A 16,861-nucleotide genomic window follows, 5' to 3' on the forward strand; every position below is an offset into this window, starting at 1 on the left:
GCGGTTTTCCCTTTAAGTTTTTGTAAGGGGCGTAAAAATTGGATAAAACGCCATTTTGCCGCAATTCCTTGTATGATCGGCCATGACTTTTAACGACGTCTACTTTTAACGGAACCTGTACCTTGAAAACGACTCCGGCGATCTCGGCCCTTTTGTTCGCAGCTCTTATGGCCGCTCCGGCGTTCGCCCAGCACGACGACGGCCCGATTTCGACCAATGTCACCGGCATCAAGGAGCAGTTGATCCGCACGCCGCTCATCGCCGACGCGCCAACCGACGACTTCAACCGCGTCGCCTGGTGTCACGGGGCCCTCTCCGGCCACATGGACCTCGCCGAAAAAATCACTGCGATCGAGCCCCTCAGCGAAGACATGCAGAAGATCGGCGCGTCCTATCTGCGTGCCTATGAGGCCTCCCTGACCCTGTCGAAGAAGGGCGAGAGCAAGGAAGGCCGCGACAGCGCCGAAGCGGCCCGGGAAAAGGGGTTCAACGGCTGGGACGACGCGCGCAAGGCGGCCTCGATCAAGGAAGAGCGCGGTCGCGCCGCCGGGGCCTATGTCAACTGGTCGCTGCCGGGCGACTGCGAACGCGCGGCGATTGCCCTGTCGGGGCATCCGGACATCTTCAAGGAAATGCAGACCGAAGAAGAGGCCAAGATCATCGCCGAGGCGCTGAAACCGTCCGCCGAACGTCAAAAGCTGGACGTCCATAAGGAAAAGACTGCCACGGTCGCGCCCACGGACGACAAGGAAGCCATCGGTCGCGCGGTCGCCAAGACCGAGCCGAAGGAAAAGGGCAACTGGGCCTCGGGCCTGATGAGCAAGATCGGCTGGGGCAAGAAGGACGGTGAGTAGTCGCCTTCAGCGGTGTTCGCTGACCGATACTCCGTCATGCTCGGCCAGCCAGTGCTCAAGCGCCTTTTGGACAATTGCGTCGAGCGACTGATGGGTCCGCGATGCAAGCACCCGCAAAGGCTCGGTTAATTCAGCAGGAATTTCGATAGCAACCGTTCGGGACATTCCGACATGATCGACCAAATTGGCACCAAGTCAATTGAAAAGATGCATTCGTTCAAACAACACCCCTTGGTTGATCAAGTATCCGTCTGAACGTCGTCCCAGTCATCGTCTTCGTAGCCAATCAGCCAGTTGAGCGCGTGGTGGCGTTCGCGGACCACGCCGCCATGTAAGCCATTTGATACCCCTTCTCGCACCGCCCAGTGCGCGCGATAGATCAGATCGGCCTGATCCAGAATATCCGCCGTATCACGATGACCGATGCGCGTCAGGTCCGGATGGCTGAACGCTTCCCAGTACTCCAGCACGTCCTCAGCGTTGGTTTCCTCTTCGGGAAACCACAGATCGGCGTAGAGCCCGATCGCCCAGGCCAGCGGTACGATGGCCTCGATACGCCAGCTGAATTTTACGGCGTCGGCTTCGGACACCGAGTCCGATTGCAGAAATTCGCGCTCGTCCGGCGTCAGATGCGGATCGAGGTTCCAGCGCGCCACGAACGGCAGGACCGGAGCCGTCTGGCCCACGAATGCCGCGCGCGCCACAGCGGTCAGGCACAGGATGCGCTGCACGATGGCTTCGCCCGAGCGGATCGTGGTGTCTTCGACGGTCTCGATTTCCGGCAGGCTGTCGAGGACAGGCAGCCCCTTCGCCTTCAGGATTTTGATCGAACGTTGTTTACGGTCTTCGGCTTCGTTCATGTCAACCTCCCCCCTCTCCCTGAGAGAGAAGGTATTAAGGCACGTAATTCAATATCGGCGACAACCACCGCTCGGCTTCATCGACCGTCCAGCCCTTGCGGCGCGCATAGTCCTCGACCTGATCTTTCTCGATCTTGCCGACGCCGAAATAGTGCGCCTTCGGATGGGCGAAATAGAGCCCCGACACCGAAGCCGGGGGCGTCATGGCCAGGCTTTCGGTCAATTCCATCCCCGTGCGGTCGCGCGCATCGAGCAGGTCGAAGAGGGTCCATTTTTCCGTATGATCCGGCTGGGCCGGATAGCCGGGTGCCGGACGAATGCCTTTGTACTGTTCGGCGATCAGACCCTGCACATCGAGGTCTTCGTCCGCCGCATAGCCCCACAATTCGCGGCGCACCTTTTTATGTAGCGCCTCGGCAAAGGCTTCGGCCAGACGGTCGGCCAGAGCGGTCGAAAGGATGGCGTTATAGTCGTCGCCCGCCGCCTTGAATTTGGCGGCGATTTCCATTTCGCCATGCCCGGCGGTGACGGCAAAACCGCCGATCCAGTCGGGTGTGCCTTTTGGCGCGATAAAGTCGCTCAGGGCCGTATTGTTCTGGCCTTCGCGGGTCTTCTTCATCTGCTGGCGCAGGGTGTGGAATTTCGCGATGACCTCCGAGCGCGTCTCGTCGGCATAGACTTCGATATCGTCGTCTTCGGTCGCATTGGCGGGCCAGAAGCCGACGACGCCGCGCGCCTCGAACCACTTCTCTTCAAGGATTTTGGCCAGCATCTCGCGGGCGTCCTTGTACAGGCCGCGCGCCGCTTCGCCAACGATCTCGTCGTCAAGAATATCGGGGAAACGCCCAGCCAGTTCCCACGTCGCGAAGAACGGCGTCCAATCGATATGGTCGGCCAGATCGTGCAGGTCATAGGGCGAGAAGGTCTTCAACCCCAGGAAGGACGGCGCGACGGGCGCTTCGGCGGCGAAGTCGATGACGAACTTTTTAGAGCGCGCCTCGGGCAGGTCCGAGCGCGGCTTGGTGTCACCCTTGCCGTAGGCGATGCGCACCTTGTCATAGTCGGCCTTGGTGTCGGCGACGAACTGCGGCTTGTCGGTCTCGCTGAGCAGTTGCGACACGACGCCCACGGCGCGCGAGGCATCCAGCACGTAAACCACCTGATCGTTATGATAGCCGGGCTCGATCTTGACCGCCGTATGGGTCTTCGAGGTCGTCGCCCCGCCGATCAGCAGTGGAATATCGAAGCCCTGACGCTGCATTTCGCGCGCCACGAAGACCATCTCATCGAGCGACGGCGTGATCAGGCCGCTGAGGCCGATCATATCGACCTTATGCGTTTTGGCCTCGGCCAGAATGCGGTCGGCGGGCACCATGACCCCAAGATCGATGACCTCGTAATTGTTACATTGCAGAACCACGCCGACGATGTTCTTGCCGATATCGTGGACGTCGCCCTTAACCGTAGCCATCAGGATCTTGCCCGCCGCCTGATAGGTGCCGCCGGCGGCGACGTGCGCCTCCTTTTCGGCCTCCATATAGGGCATCAGCCAGGCCACGGCCTGTTTCATGACGCGGGCGGACTTGACCACCTGCGGCAGGAACATCTTGCCCGCCCCGAACAGGTCGCCGACGACGTTCATCCCGGCCATTAGCGGCCCTTCGATGACGTGCAGCGGGCGCTCGGCCTGCTGACGCGCCTCTTCGGTATCGGCGTCGATGAATTCGGTGATACCGTTGACCAGGGCATGTTTCAGGCGCTCCTCGACCGAGGCGTCGCGCCACGCCAGATTGACCACCGGCGCCTCGCCCTTGACGCCCTTGTATTTCGGCGCCAGATCGACCAGCCATTCGGTGTTGCTGACATTATGCCGCTGCGGACGATTGAGGATGACGTCCTCGACGGCCTGACGCAGGTCCGGGTCGATATCGTCATAAACGGGCAAATCCCCGGCATTGACGATGCCCATGTCCATGCCCGCCTTGATGGCGTAGTACAGGAACACGCTGTGGATCGCCCGGCGCACGGGTTCGTTGCCGCGGAACGAGAACGAAACGTTCGACACCCCGCCCGACACGCGGGCATAGGGTAGCGTCTGTTTGATGGCGCGGGTGCCTTCGATGAAGTCCACGGCGTAGTTGTCGTGTTCCTCGATCCCCGTCGCCACGGCGAAGATATTAGGGTCGAAGATGATGTCTTCCGGCGGGAAGCCGACTTCATTGACCAGAATGTTATAGGCCCGCGTACAGATTTCGATCTTGCGCGCCGCCGTATCGGCCTGCCCCACCTCGTCGAAGGCCATGACCACCACCGCCGCACCGTATTTCAGGCATTCGCGGGCGTGGTGCTTGAAGATGTCGATCCCTTCCTTCATCGAGATCGAATTGACGATGGCCTTGCCCTGAACGCACTTCAGGCCCGCCTCGATAACTTCCCATTTCGACGAGTCGATCATCACCGGCACGCGGGCGATATCGGGCTCGGCCGCCAGCAGATTGAGGAAGGTCGTCATGGCCTTGACCGCGTCGAGCAGGCCTTCGTCCATATTGATGTCGATGACCTGCGCCCCGGCCTCGACCTGCTGACGCGCGACGTCGAGCGCGGCGGTATAGTTACCCTCGACGATCAGCTTTTTGAACTTGGCGGAACCGGTGACGTTGGTGCGTTCGCCGATATTGATAAATGTAGGAAGCATGACGTTCTATTCGTCTTTTACAGGCACAATATCAAGTGCGGAAACGTGGGCCGCCAGCCGCCGCAGCGCAGGCTCCAGCAACGTGGCTTCGTGGACACGCACCAGCGGCGTCTCGATCCACCGGCCCTGCGACACCCAGCCGAGGATATGCAGCAGCAGTTCGTTCGGCGTCGAACCGTTGACAGCAGCTGAAAGCTGTTCCCACTGCGGTGGGTAGGGCACGTTCGGTTCGGCGGCTTTGTAGGCCGCGTCGGTCAGTGCGTACTCGGTCAGGACCAGAGTCATCTCGTCGTAGAACGGCTGATCGATGCGGAATTCGTCCGGTGTGACGTCTTTCAGCACATCGGCGGCCATGATCAACCGCGCACCCCAGTCATTTGGCCAGTTGTCGCTCATGTCAAAGCCTTGTCGATATAGCGCACCGTGGCGATCCATTCGTCGTAGGCCGCGCCCTGATAGAGGTCGTCGATCTCGGAATCGGCGGCGCAGATTCGCGTCAGGGCTTTGCGCGCCAGTGCCGCCAGATCGTCCGGCACGGCCCCCAGATCGTCGATGATCATATGATAGTCCTGCGCCGAAATCTCGCTCTTGCCCAAGGCGACGCTCAGAAAGGCTGCTGCCGCATAGACCCGCGCCCCTTCGGTCAGGCCGAGATAATCTGTCGTGTCCAGCGCCTGGGTGAAGACGCGGCGCACGGCGTCCCACGCGGGAGCCTCCTCCAGATCGATCATGAAGTCGGCGGCGTCATCGTTGTCGAACGGGCCATTGCCCCAGGCGGTCATGAAAAGTCTCCGGCAATTCCCTCGCCCCTGTGGGGAGAGGGTTAGGGTGAGGGGGAAATGCTTCACCGAGCGCGTAATTAGCAGTTCCCCCTCATCCGGCTTTCGCTACGCTCAAGCCACCGTCTCCCCATAGGGGCGAAGGGGACTATTTGGTTGCTCGCCCCACAGCGATGTCGATTTGCCCATGCAGAAAGTCCGCGAACGCGATCCCCTGCGCCGCCAGTTCCTTCGGATAGAGCGACGAGGCCGTCATGCCCGGAAGCGTGTTGGTTTCGATATAGACGGGACCCTTTTGCGTGACGATAAAATCCGTCCGCGTATAGCCCCGGCACGACAACGCCTTGTGCGCGCGCACGGCCATGTCCTGAATGGCGGCGGTCTCCGCCTCGGTGAAGCGACCCGGACAGATTTCCTCGGTCTTGTTCGACAGGTATTTCGACTCGTAATCGAAGGCGCCGCGGTCCGGGATGATCTCGACCGGCGGCAGCGCGATCAGCGAACCGTCGGCCTGTTCCAGCACGCCGCAGGTCGCTTCGCGCCCCTCGATGAACGGCTCGATCAGATAGGCGGTGGTCTTCGCCGCCTGGCGCACCGCGGCGATGTCGTTGGTCGAGTTGACGAAGATCAGACCGAAGCTCGACCCGTCCTGCGCCGGCTTGGCGACCAGCTTGCCGTATTGCGCAAACGCCTCATCGATATCGGCCAGCGCCACGCCCGACGGCGAGCTGACGCCCGCAAAACCGGCGAACAGCTTGGCCGAGGCCTTGTCGAAGGCCAGATGCGAGGCCGCCGACCCGGAGCCCGTGAAGGGTACGCCGCGCGATTCGCACATGACCTGAAACTGACCGTTTTCGGCGATGCCGCCATGCAGCCCCAGCACCAGCACCCGGTCTTCCGCAGCGGCCTTGTCGAGCGCATGCGCGATGGTGCCCAGCGCATGGCCGTCGGCCTTGAACGGAATCTCGAACGGGCGCGCATGCCCTAGCAAGGCCAGAGGCGAGGCTTCATGCACGCTGTTATCCTCATCCCAGAACCACAGATCGGCCTCGGGCAAGGCCTTGTGCAGGGACTGCGCCGACGCGACGGAGACAAGGCGTTCGCGGCTCAGGCCGCCGAAGAGGATCGTGATGCGCATAGGAAGGGTCTCGAAGTTGGTCCCTCACCTATAGGACAGCCGTCCGCGCATCGGCAATGAAAATTACTTCGCCGGAACCGCTGCCGTGACCTCGATTTCGACGAGGAAATAGGGCGAGACGAGGCCCGCCACCTGCGCGGTGACGCGCGACGGCTTGTTCGGCTGCTCGACCGTACCGAAATATTTGCTATAGGTCTTCATCATCCCGGCGAAGTCCATCTTGCCGCCCAGTTTCGGGTCGCCGACCAGATAGACCTTCATATTGACGACATCGCCGAACCCGGCCCCCTCGGCCTTGAGCGCCGTCTCGATGCGCTTGAGCACCGATTCGGTCTGCGCCGCCGTGTCGCCAAAGGCTTCGAAACTTTCGGCAGGGGCGTTCGGGTTGATGATCGCTGGGACCATGCCGCTGACATAGATGGTCTTGTAACCCGGCGGCACGGTGACCGACTGCGCGATGGGGAAACTGCCCGTATAGGTGCGCTTGATGCCTTCTTCGGCGGATGCAGCCGTGGCGGTCAGACCGATGACAGCGGCAATAATGGCAGTACGGATCATGGCGTTTCCTTACGCTTTGAGTGATTTCTGGCGGTCGGCGATCATATTGACGACGCGGTGGGCCGAACAGAAGGCCCCCTGCTGCCATGCGGTGACGTAGCTGAGATAGTCCCCGGCAAGATAGATCGGCCCGTCGGGCTGTATCAAAAGCTCATAGCCTGCGGGGTCGCGTTCGGTGATGTGCGCGGCAAGGCCCTCGCTGTAAGGCATCCGCCCCCAATGGACCGACACCGGCGCCCGCAGAAGCCCCGACCGCCCCGGATGCAGGCGCTCAATCGTGTCGCGGGCATAGGCGACCTGATCCGGGAAGGACCGCTTGCCCATATCGCCGTTGAAATTATACCCCGCCACCAGCACGCCTTCGGGCTGATGGAAGCCGTTCGACGGATACCAGGTGATAAAGGTCTCGCGGTCGGTGAAGCTCAGGCCGCCATAGATATGGGCCTCGGTTTCCCAGAAACGCGGTCCCTGAAAGGCGATCTTGTAACCGTCACCGATGACGGCGTTGCGCGCAATCGCCGCCTTGACGGGCTTCGACAGGTCGCTGTCGATCTTGTTCATCACCGGTAATGGCAGGGTCGAGATACAGTAATCAGCGACCGCCACCTGCGGTGTACCTGCGGCCTTGTCGAGATAATAGACCTCGACGCCCTTGCCCTTCTTACGGATGCGTTTCACCTCGCAACCGAAGCGGATGACGCCGGGCAGGTGCGCTTCGAACGCTGCCGGGATGCGGTCCATGCCGCCGACGGGTTGCTGCATGGTCGCCTGCATGTCGATCAGGTCGGCAAATCCGGCCATGCCCTGCACGAAGGGATCGCCGACCACCGACATCGGCAGGGGCTTGCGATGCTGACCACGCACCTTGCCCGCCGCCGGTTCGATCTCGAAACCCGCCCCTTCGCAGCCGTCATAGGTCAGGGTTTCGCCCAGACCGCCCCACTGCCCCAGCCCGGCGATGAGCTGATCGCGGTCGGTGGCCGAAAACTTGTCGTCGAGCGCGCCCTTTTGGGCCACCTTGGCCAGCAGTTCGGCCATGTGGCCGCGGAAATCGAAGATCGCCTGACGCATCTCGAAGGCCTTGCCGCCGTTCAGGCGATCGGTCTGGATGCGCGCCGTGCCGGACCAGTTGACCTCGGTTTCCATGGCGATGCCGAATTCGCGGCAATAGCCGAGCGTCGCCTGATGGTGGCTGGGGATACGCGCCGGACCGGCGTTGAAATAGTGCCCCTCGTCGAAGGCGCAGGTCTGCACCGTGCCGTCGCCGTAATCGATGACCGTACCTTTGCGAACCGTGAAATTACGCCCGCCCGAACGGGTGCGCGCCTCAAGGATCAGGCAGTCGTACCCGGCCTTGCGCAGCTCATAGGCCGCCGACATCCCGGCCACCCCGGCGCCGAGGATGACCACCCGGACGCCCTTGCCCGAACCCGGTTGCAAGTCGGGTGTTCCTGCCCACGCTTCATCGCCCGACAAGCCCAGAGCGTGCATCGCGGCATAGGCGCCCGCCGTCCCCGCCACCGCGCCGAAGCGCATCAGAATATCGCGTCGTGTCGTCACGTCCAGCCCCATTCGTTACACCTGAAACCGGACGCTAACGCAGTTGCGAAGGCTTGGCTATCATTAAAATAACGATGTTGGCTGGATTTTTGCGCCGATATGTGGTGCTTTCTCTCACACGGTAAAACCATATCGAGGGAGAGCACCATGTCGACGCGTGTACGGACGTTTGCCATAGCTGCCGGGACGGCGGCGGTCGCGCTGGCCGGGCTGGCCTTTGCCGGGGAAGTCGGCGCGCGCTGGGGCACCCGCGACCCGGTAACCAAATGCGCCGATATAACTTCGAAAGCGCTGCCCGCGCAGGCGGCGATCGACGGCCTGTTCCGCTGTGCGCGCGAAGAGATCACCTATACGGACGAACTGTGGCTGGTCGAGGACCTGTCGATCAAGGTCGGCAAGGCGCGCCCGCATCAGGGCCGCAACGAACTGATGACCATGCCGGATTCCGATACGACCAAGGCCGTTTATCCGCTGCAGGGATCGTGGACGTGGGTGGTCTGCCGCGATCCGAAGGCCGTAAAGATCGGTGGCGGCAATCCGGCGCTCAACTGCTCGCGCGCAGCCGTCACCAAGGCGCAGGGGGCGTGCTGGAAGACCAGCTTTGGCACCTGGCGCTGCAATATGACCGGCACGACAGGTCCGCGCACCTCCAACCTGCCGCCGCCCGCGCCGAAGGGCTAACTCAGCTCAAACGGTTCGAGACCGGCCAGACGCAGGGCCTTCGGACGCTCCGGCGGGACGCGCGGCGCAAAGCCCCGTACTTCGTCCGCGACGTGTTTGATATGGTCCGGCGTCGTGCCGCAGCAGCCGCCGAGGATATTGACCAGCCCGTCCTTGGCCCATTCGTGCAGTTCATGCGCCGTCTCGTGCGGCTGCTCGTCGTACTGACCCATGGCGTTCGGCAGGCCGGCATTGGGATAGGCGGCGACCAGCGTATCGGCCACGCGCGCTAACTCCGCGATATGCGGGCGCATCAGGTCGGCCCCCAGCGCGCAGTTGAACCCGATGGCGAACGGCTTGGCGTGCTTGACCGAGTTCCAGAAGGCTTCGGCGGTCTGCCCCGACAGGGTACGGCCCGAGCGGTCGGTGATCGTGCCCGAAATCCAGATCGGCAGTTGCTCCATGCCTTCGTCTTCGAGGTCCATGATCGCCTTCAGCGCCGCCTTGCAGTTCAGCGTATCGGTGATGGTTTCGATCAGATAGAGATCGACCCCACCTTCGTTGAGCGCCTTGACCTGCTGCTTATAGGCCTCATAGACCTGATCGAAGGTGACAAGACGCGCGCCCGGATCGTTGACGTCCGACGACATGCTGAGCATCTTGTTCAGCGGCCCGATCGAGCCCGCCACGAAGCGCGGCTTTTCCGGCTCCTTGGCGGTCCAGGCGTCGGCGGCGGCCCGCGCCAGCTTCGCGCCCTCATAGTTGATGTCCCAGCAGGCCTGCGCATCGAGATGATAGTCGTCCATGGCGATGGTCGTGGCGCTAAACGTATTGGTTTCGGAGATGTCGGCGCCTGCCGCATAGTACTGATTATGCAGATCGGTGATGATGTCCGGTCGCGTCAGGCACAGGATGTCGTTATTGCCCTTCATCTGGCCCTTATGCCCTTTGAAACGCTCACCGAGGAAGTCGTGCTCCTCAAGGCCGCGGCGCTGGATCATCACGCCCCACGACCCGTCGAGGATCAGGATGCGCGTCTTGGCGGCGGCTTTCAGGGTGGCAATGCGGTCTTGACGGGTCATATTTATCTCCCTCCTCCCTTGCAAGCCCTTCGGCGAAGCGGGGGAGGTGGCTGCGAGTGAAGCGAGCAGACGGAGGGGGCATTCTTTGCGTTACCGCCCCCTCCACCGCTTCGCGGTCCCCCTCCCCGGCTAACGCAGGGGAGGATTTTAAGTGCGCTTCGTCAGAAGCAAATTCAGTTCACTGTTCCATTCCGTCGGCATCAGCAGAAACGGACTGGACCAACGCTTTTCAAGTTCGAAACAGCCGTCGAGCGCCTTCAGCAATTCGCGGTAATCGAAGCCCAGATGATGCGGGTAATATCCTCCGCTGGTGTCGAAGTCCACGCGGAACCGCTCGAACCGGATGTCGCGGCGCACGGCCTGCGCGATATGATTGCGGTCGGTGTCGAAGTCGTCGCGCCTCAGGCTCCGAAAACGCCCCTTCACCCACGCCGCCAGACCGATTTCGACCGGCACGCCGACGATCAGTACGCCATCATCTTTCAGGATACGGACCATGTGCGCCAGAGCTGTACGCGTCTCCTCCGGCGGCAGATGTTCGAACACTTCAAGGCAGAAGATCGCATCGGCGGACCCGTCGGCAATCTGCGCGGCATCATCCGTCAGAGTCACCCCCGGCATGGCGCCGATGTGCGCCTCGGCCTGAGCCCTAAGCAGCAGCGAAGGCTCGAAACCGACGATGCGGGTATCGGGCAGCTTCCGGCGGATCACATAGGCCAGTTCGCCATCGCCCGCGCCGTAATCGACGATGGTTTCAGGCCGACGACGCCCCAGCAGGCCGACCGCATCCCTCAGGCGCTTGTTTTGCAGATAGCGCTTGAACGGGTTGGGATCTTGACGCGTGATCGCGGCGTAACTGAACTGGCTCAAGACGGCTCCTTTAGGACCCTTTCCTTTAGACCGAGCACACGACAGATGGAATAGACCAGTTCGGCCCGATTGAGTGTATAGAAGTGGAAATTGGTCACGCCTTCGCGTTCCAGCCCCAGCACCTGCTCGACCGCCACCGCCGAGGCCAGCAACTTGCGCGTTTCGGCGTCGTCGTCGAGGCCCGCGAACAGCTCGCCCAGCCAGTCCGGAATCGCCGCCTCGCAGGCAACGGCCATGCGGCGCAGGCCCTTGAAATTGGTCACCGGCATGATCCCCGGCGTCAGCTCGATCGGGATATTCGCCGCGGCCACCGCGTCGCGGAAGCGCAGGAAGGTTTCCGGTTCGAAGAAAAACTGGCTGATGCCGCGCGTGGCGCCCGCATCGACCTTCTGACGCAGCACATCCAGATCGAAGTCGAGCGACGGCGATTGCGGATGCTTTTCCGGATAAACCCCGACACTGACCTCGAAGTCGCCAATGCGCCTGATGGCGGCGGTCAGCTCGGTGGCGTTCTGATAACCGTCGGCGCGCGGCACATACTGACCGTCGTGCAGGCCGGTCGGCGGGTCGCCGCGCAGGGCCACGATGTGGCGGACCCCGGCGTCCCAGTAGGCCTGAATAACCTCGTCGACCTCGTCGCGCGACGCCTCGACGCAGGTCAGGTGCGCGGCGGGCTTGAGGCCGGTTTCATCGAGGATGCGCTTGACCGTGCGGTGGGTGCGTTCGCGCGTCGAACCGCCCGCGCCATAGGTCACCGACACGAAGGACGGGCCCAGCGGTTCCAGGCGGCGGATGGCGCTCCACAGGGTTTGTTCCATCTCCTCCGTCTTGGGCGGGAAGAACTCGAAGGAGACGTTCAGGTGCGCGGCACCGGCACGAACCGAACGGGCGATGGAGGATTGGACGAAGGACGGCGGCGGGGACATAAGCGTTTCTCAGTATTAGTTATCTTTGTGCATCAGCCAGATGCGAACGGTGAGGCCGGGTTCGGCGTGGGGTGGCAACGACAGGCTTTGGGTCAGCCTCAGACCAGCGGTCTTATGCCAGTGATCCATGTCGTCGTCACCGATCCCCAGACGCCGGTGCTGGTATTCGTCGCGCATGACTTCCAGCCGGTGGGGGGCGAAATCGACGATCAGCAGTCGCCCGCCCGGACGCAGCAGACGCGCCGCTTCCTTCAGCGCCTGACCGGGGTCGGACAGGAAATGCAGGACCTGATGGATGATGACCAGATCGGCGCTCTGCCCGTTGAGGCGCGTCGAGGTGATGTCGCCATGGCGGAACTCGATACCGCTCAGGCCGCTTTCCTTGGTCCGGGCGCGGGCGATATTGAGCATCTGCTGAGACAGGTCGAGCCCGATGGCGTTTTTCGCCTTGGACGCCAGAAGACTGAGCATCCGGCCGGAACCGGTGCCGAGATCGATCACCGTTTCGACCGGCGCATCGCCGACAATACGCACCAAAGCCGCTTCGACCTCGCCATCGTCGACATAGTGCGAACGGATCTGATCCCAGACCGGGGCGATGTTTTCGAAATAGCCCTGGGCGGCCTCAAGGCGCTGCCCGCGCACCTCTTCGAGCGCCCTCAGATCGCCGCCATCCTCGTCGCCCAGCGCCGCCAGCACGGCATCGACCAGCGGCGTCAAAGCAGCGTTTTCGCTCAGGCGGTAAAAGACCCACGCCCCGTCGGGAAAGCGGTCGATGACGCCCGCTTCGCTCATGAGTTTAAGATGACGCGAAATACGTGGCTGGCTCTGATGCAGAATATGAACCAATTCCATGACAGACAGCTCTTCATGCGCTAAAAGACGCAACAGCCGCAGACGCGTGGGCTCTCCCACGGCCTTGAGGACCTCCAGCAGGGCGGCCTGACCCAGAATGGTATTGCTTGTCGTCATATAACGACATAAAGATATCTTTATGTGAATTTGCAAGCCTTAAATACGGTTTAGCCCGCAAAAACGGCCTGCGACACGATTACACATGGCTAAGGGGCCGTGTCAGGCCTAAATACTACAGTATATTAGTCAGGTATTCGACCTGCGGAGTCCGATAATGCTGCCCGAAAAAGCCACCCTATGGACCGCCGTCAAGCGCGGCCTGCAGCGCAAGTGCCCGGCCTGTGGTGAAGGACGCGCCTTCCGGGCCTATCTGAAGATCGTCGATCAGTGCGACCATTGCCAGACCCCGCTGGGCCTTTATCCGTGCGACGACGGCCCGGCCTATATCACCATGCTGCTGGTCGGTCACATCGTCATCGGCCCCCTGTTCGCGCTCGACTTTTTCTGGAAATACCCGCTGGGGATCGTCATTCCCATTACGCTGGTCGCGCTCGGCCTTCTGACCCTCGTTGTCCTGCCCTTCGTCAAGGGCGGCTTTCTGGGGCTGATCTGGCACCACGGACTGAGACAGAGGCGGTAGGTGCCCTGCCACGGCTGAGGTAAAACTTTCGGCATCAATCTTGACATAGCGTCGTCATGGCGCGAACCCTTTGGCCGGCGGGGATAGAGTCTCCGCCCTACCCAGAGAGAACGGAGGCCCAGATGGCGCACAAGTTTGAAATCAAGAAGAACAAGGCCGGCGAATTCGTCGCCTACTTCAAGTACAATTCCGAGACCATTTTCTGGACCGAAGGCTACGCCTCGAAGGCTTCGGCAAAAAACGCCATCGAGTCCATCAAGAAGAACGGCCCGGCGGCCGAAACCGAAGACAATTCGGATCAGTAAGATTTTTACTGTCTCATAAAGAAAAAGCGGCCGGAACCGGGTTCCGCGCCGCTTTTTTTATTCGCAAACACGCGCGCCTCACACCATGTTGAGCGTTTCGCGCACGATGGCGATGGAGCCCTCGGACTCTTCGGTGCAATCCAGCGACAGGCGGTCGATCTCTTCCTGAGCAAAGCTTTTGAACAGCAACGCCGCCTGAGGCGACAGGGCCATCAGGGTGCGCGCCGAAGCCCGAGCCAGAGCCAGGGAGGCGTCAAGATCGACAAGATTGGCAGTATCGCGCGCGACAGCCAGAGCATAGAGGCGCGATGCCGCGTTCGGGGAGGAATCGGGCATGGTCATATCTTTTTGAAGGGGATGGTCGAGATACACGACGGCCATGGCACAAACACACACGCCGCCGCCTTACACACTTTACTGGCACGCCATCGAAACCTGTTCGGCCCCAAAGCGCTAAACACACATTGAACGCTCTATATAGCGCCGACGCGTTAAAAATCCAGACCGGGCACAGGTTACCGCAGCCGCCAACCAAGTCAACAACTACTTGAATTCATTATGAAAATATCAAATAGACGCAATTTTTTGCACGATGCCCGGCATAATAGGGATCGTTTCCGATGATATCGCTAACCGGTGGGAAAATTTACGCGCATTTGCACATTTATAGCGCACATAACGCGCAAAATACCGCCCCTCAACCCTGAGGAACGGCAACAAACGTCGTGAAGGACACGCGATGTTTCAGACTTCGCATGTCCTTCACGACCGGTCAAGCCATATTGTGAGAACGCCTCTCACCTTTTGGATCAGCCCTTGAACAGTCCGCCCAGCACATTGCCGACCGCGTCACCCAGACCCGCCGGAAGCTGGCCGCCCGGCGTCAGCTTGTCGATAAAGCCCGGCAGCATATCGGCCACCTGTGATGGATCGACACCGATGGCCGCAGCAATGCCCTTGACCTGCTCGGACCCCAGCACGCCCTGAAGCTGATCGAGCGAAATCGGCAGGTTCTGGCCATTGCCGATCCACGACTGCACGGCATCGCCGAGGCCGCCCTGCGACAGCTGACCGACAAGCCCCTCAAGGCCGCCATCGCCGAAGCTGGAGGTCAGCTTGCCGATATCCAGCCCGCCGACACTCTCGCCGCTCAGGCCACCCAGAATTCCGTTCAACAGGCTCATCTCGCCCTCCATCAAAAATCCACAAAGGCAGAGTAGCAGATTTACGCGAGAGGTAATCCTGAAAACAAAAAAACCTGCGCCGTTAAGCGCAGGTTTCATGTAACCGTCATATCAGAGGTATTAGCCGATCTTCTTGGCCAGACGTTCCTGACCTTCGCGGATCAGCTGCGCCGCCTTGTCCGGGTCGCCCCAGCCAAGAACGGTCGTCTTCTTGTTCTTTTCCAGATCCTTGTAGTGCTGGAAGAAGTGCTGAATCTGCTCGATCAGGATGGCGGGCATCTGACGATAGCTCGACACGTCCGTATAGAAGGGGTGCAACTTGTCGACCGGCACGGCCAGAATCTTTTCGTCCTGACCCGCCTCGTCTTCCATCAGCAGCACGCCGATCGGGCGCGAACGGATGACGACACCCGGATAGACCGGCACGGGACCGACCACCAGCACGTCGCACGGATCGCCGTCGTCGGCCAGGGTGTGCGGAATGAAGCCGTAGTTACCCGGATAGAACATCGAGGTGTACAGGAAGCGGTCGACGAACAGCGCGCCGGAATCCTTGTCCAGTTCGTACTTGACGGGCATGCCGCCGGCCGGGATTTCGATGACGGCGTGGAAATCCCACGGAGCGTTCGGGCCGATGGAAATCTTATCGAGATTCATGAGATGTCTTTTTTAATGGCATTTTGGTGAAACTTGGCCGTTGTCATAAGCGTTCGACGCTTTTCGCACAAGCGAAGACTGCCCGAAATTTTTCGCACTTTGCTACAATTCGTTACAGAACGGGCATTTAGGTCCGAAATTACGTCTTGTCAGGCGAATCAGGGCATTGCAGTTTGAACGGAAAACACGCGCCGGTTTGCGGGGAGATTACGCATGAATCTGATCATAAAACTGTTCGGAAGCTGGCAGGATTTCGCCGCCCTGATCGTCTTCATCTGCTGCTGGCTCGGCTACGAGCCCGTCGTCAAGCGGGTCTCTCAGAAGTCGGGCGTCATCTTCAAGGACCTGACCATCGTGCGCCGCGCCTGGATGAAGGAAATGGTCATCCGCTCGTTCAAGCTCTACGACTCCAACCTGATCGGGCACGGTGTCAATTCGATGAGCTTCTTCGCGTCGGCCAACCTCATCCTGATTGCGGCGGTCGCGGGCGCCATCTTTACCGAAGACCTGTCCTATACCAGCGTCCACGCCCTGGGGATCGACACCTCGTCCTCCGCCCTGTTCCTGATGAAATTCGGCCTCGTCATCGTCTGTCTGGCGCGCGGTCTTCTGAATTTCATCTGGGCCTTGCGCCAGACGAACTACGCCGTGGCCGCCATGGGGGCCATTCCGGAAAACGTCGATGAAAAGACCGGACAGGAATTCAGCGCCGCCGTCTCGGACATTTTCGAGCCCGCCATGTCGAACTTCTCGCAGGGCGTTCGCGGCTACTATTTCTCGCTGGCCGCCGCCGCGTGGCTGTTCGGCCCCATCCCTCTGGCCATTGCCAGTATCGGGGCCACCATTCTGCTGGCGTGGCGGCAGTCGCGCTCGCAGGCGGCACGCGGTCTGCGCCGGATGCGCGAACTGCTCGAAGACCATCCGTATCCGACGCGCACCCGCCCCATCTACGATGGCCTGAAAGACATCGATGCGGAGACCGATACCGCAGCGCAACCCGGCGCGCCCGAAAATGAAAACGCCAGCGGAAAAAGCGTTTAACAAATAAAAATAAGCCATTCTCACGAAAATAATGGTTCCATACGGAACGATTGTAACCATACGTGATCATACAAATCTGTTTTTGCGCTTGCTAAATGTCGCACCGCAAACTACATTCAACTTGTTCGACGTTGTTACGTCGATTGCCCTTCCTGGGCGTTTCCTCCCTGTAGACTTTTGCCGCGCTCGTGTAGCGC

19 protein-coding genes are annotated in these 16,861 nt (G+C 60.9%); 5 read left to right on the plus strand and 14 right to left on the minus strand.

What is annotated here, in order from left to right; genetic code table 11:
• Positions 1–122 precede the first annotated feature (122 nt).
• On the plus strand, positions 123–854 hold the full coding sequence (locus tag PQU92_RS04615; RefSeq protein ID WP_272747030.1) for a hypothetical protein: 732 nt from the start codon (positions 123–125) through the stop codon (positions 852–854).
• 239 nt (positions 855–1,093) lie between these two features.
• Here PQU92_RS04615 and PQU92_RS04620 read toward each other — a convergent pair whose 3' ends face one another.
• The 7 genes from PQU92_RS04620 to PQU92_RS04650 form a co-directional block, all read right to left on the minus strand.
• Positions 1,094–1,714, minus strand: a complete 621-nt coding sequence (locus PQU92_RS04620; RefSeq protein WP_272747031.1) for a DUF4272 domain-containing protein — start codon at positions 1,712–1,714, stop codon at positions 1,094–1,096.
• 34 nt (positions 1,715–1,748) lie between these two features.
• Positions 1,749–4,409, minus strand: coding sequence for a methionine synthase (metH, locus tag PQU92_RS04625; RefSeq protein WP_272747032.1), 2,661 nt, complete (start codon positions 4,407–4,409; stop codon positions 1,749–1,751).
• A 6-nt stretch (positions 4,410–4,415) separates the two neighbouring features.
• Positions 4,416–4,805 (minus strand): hypothetical protein, encoded by a 390-nt coding sequence (locus PQU92_RS04630; RefSeq protein WP_272747033.1) that lies wholly within the window; start codon positions 4,803–4,805, stop codon positions 4,416–4,418.
• Positions 4,802–5,191, minus strand: a complete 390-nt coding sequence (locus PQU92_RS04635) for a DUF4259 domain-containing protein (protein ID WP_272747034.1) — start codon at positions 5,189–5,191, stop codon at positions 4,802–4,804. The genes PQU92_RS04630 and PQU92_RS04635 overlap by 4 nt, the downstream gene beginning before the upstream one ends.
• Positions 5,192–5,336: 145 nt before the next feature.
• Positions 5,337–6,326, minus strand: a complete 990-nt coding sequence (locus PQU92_RS04640) for a D-alanine--D-alanine ligase family protein (RefSeq protein WP_272747035.1) — start codon at positions 6,324–6,326, stop codon at positions 5,337–5,339.
• A 63-nt stretch (positions 6,327–6,389) separates the two neighbouring features.
• A complete protein-coding gene (locus PQU92_RS04645) occupies positions 6,390–6,884 on the minus strand; it encodes a RidA family protein (RefSeq protein WP_272747036.1) in 495 nt (164 codons plus the stop codon).
• 9 nt (positions 6,885–6,893) lie between these two features.
• Positions 6,894–8,456 carry a flavin monoamine oxidase family protein gene (locus PQU92_RS04650; RefSeq protein WP_272747037.1) on the minus strand — a complete coding sequence of 521 codons (1,563 nt, stop codon included), beginning with the start codon at positions 8,454–8,456 and terminating at the stop codon, positions 6,894–6,896.
• A 135-nt stretch (positions 8,457–8,591) separates the two neighbouring features.
• Between PQU92_RS04650 and PQU92_RS04655 the strand changes: the two genes are divergently transcribed.
• The gene (locus PQU92_RS04655) at positions 8,592–9,125 is read left to right on the plus strand and encodes a hypothetical protein (RefSeq protein ID WP_272747038.1); all 534 of its coding nucleotides are present in this window, start codon (positions 8,592–8,594) and stop codon (positions 9,123–9,125) included.
• On the opposite strand, the gene PQU92_RS04660 is transcribed toward PQU92_RS04655, so the two are convergent.
• From PQU92_RS04660 to PQU92_RS04675, 4 genes are all read right to left on the minus strand, one after another.
• Complete coding sequence (locus tag PQU92_RS04660) at positions 9,122–10,186, minus strand: homocysteine S-methyltransferase family protein (RefSeq protein WP_272747039.1); 1,065 nt, start codon at positions 10,184–10,186, stop codon at positions 9,122–9,124. The two genes, PQU92_RS04655 and PQU92_RS04660, sit on opposite strands and share 4 nt — an antisense overlap.
• Positions 10,187–10,333: 147 nt before the next feature.
• Positions 10,334–11,056 carry a class I SAM-dependent methyltransferase gene (locus tag PQU92_RS04665; RefSeq protein ID WP_272747040.1) on the minus strand — a complete coding sequence of 241 codons (723 nt, stop codon included), beginning with the start codon at positions 11,054–11,056 and terminating at the stop codon, positions 10,334–10,336.
• Complete coding sequence (gene metF, locus PQU92_RS04670; RefSeq protein ID WP_272747041.1) at positions 11,053–11,982, minus strand: methylenetetrahydrofolate reductase [NAD(P)H]; 930 nt, start codon at positions 11,980–11,982, stop codon at positions 11,053–11,055. Before metF ends, PQU92_RS04665 begins: the two co-directional genes overlap by 4 nt.
• 15 nt (positions 11,983–11,997) lie before the next feature.
• Positions 11,998–12,954 carry an ArsR/SmtB family transcription factor gene (locus PQU92_RS04675; protein ID WP_272747042.1) on the minus strand — a complete coding sequence of 319 codons (957 nt, stop codon included), beginning with the start codon at positions 12,952–12,954 and terminating at the stop codon, positions 11,998–12,000.
• A 157-nt stretch (positions 12,955–13,111) separates the two neighbouring features.
• Between PQU92_RS04675 and PQU92_RS04680 the strand changes: the two genes are divergently transcribed.
• Complete coding sequence (locus PQU92_RS04680; protein WP_272747043.1) at positions 13,112–13,477, plus strand: DUF983 domain-containing protein; 366 nt, start codon at positions 13,112–13,114, stop codon at positions 13,475–13,477.
• 122 nt (positions 13,478–13,599) lie between these two features.
• Positions 13,600–13,782, plus strand: a complete 183-nt coding sequence (locus PQU92_RS04685; protein ID WP_272747044.1) for a YegP family protein — start codon at positions 13,600–13,602, stop codon at positions 13,780–13,782.
• Between the two features lie 78 nt (positions 13,783–13,860).
• Here PQU92_RS04685 and PQU92_RS04690 read toward each other — a convergent pair whose 3' ends face one another.
• The 3 genes from PQU92_RS04690 to ppa all read right to left on the minus strand — a co-directional run bounded on the left by PQU92_RS04690 (position 13,861) and on the right by ppa (position 15,623).
• Complete coding sequence (locus tag PQU92_RS04690; protein ID WP_272747045.1) at positions 13,861–14,118, minus strand: hypothetical protein; 258 nt, start codon at positions 14,116–14,118, stop codon at positions 13,861–13,863.
• Positions 14,119–14,591: 473 nt separating this feature from the next.
• Positions 14,592–14,966, minus strand: a complete 375-nt coding sequence (locus tag PQU92_RS04695) for a YidB family protein (protein WP_438263803.1) — start codon at positions 14,964–14,966, stop codon at positions 14,592–14,594.
• Between the two features lie 120 nt (positions 14,967–15,086).
• A complete protein-coding gene (gene ppa, locus PQU92_RS04700; protein WP_272747047.1) occupies positions 15,087–15,623 on the minus strand; it encodes an inorganic diphosphatase in 537 nt (178 codons plus the stop codon).
• A gap of 213 nt (positions 15,624–15,836) precedes the next feature.
• Between ppa and PQU92_RS04705 the strand changes: the two genes are divergently transcribed.
• A complete protein-coding gene (locus PQU92_RS04705) occupies positions 15,837–16,664 on the plus strand; it encodes a DUF599 domain-containing protein (protein WP_272747048.1) in 828 nt (275 codons plus the stop codon).
• The last annotated feature ends 197 nt before the right edge of the window (positions 16,665–16,861 follow it).

The sequence above is a fragment of the Asticcacaulis aquaticus genome (assembly GCF_028550415.1).
In the GTDB taxonomy this organism is placed as follows: Bacteria; Pseudomonadota; Alphaproteobacteria; order Caulobacterales; family Caulobacteraceae; genus Asticcacaulis; species Asticcacaulis aquaticus.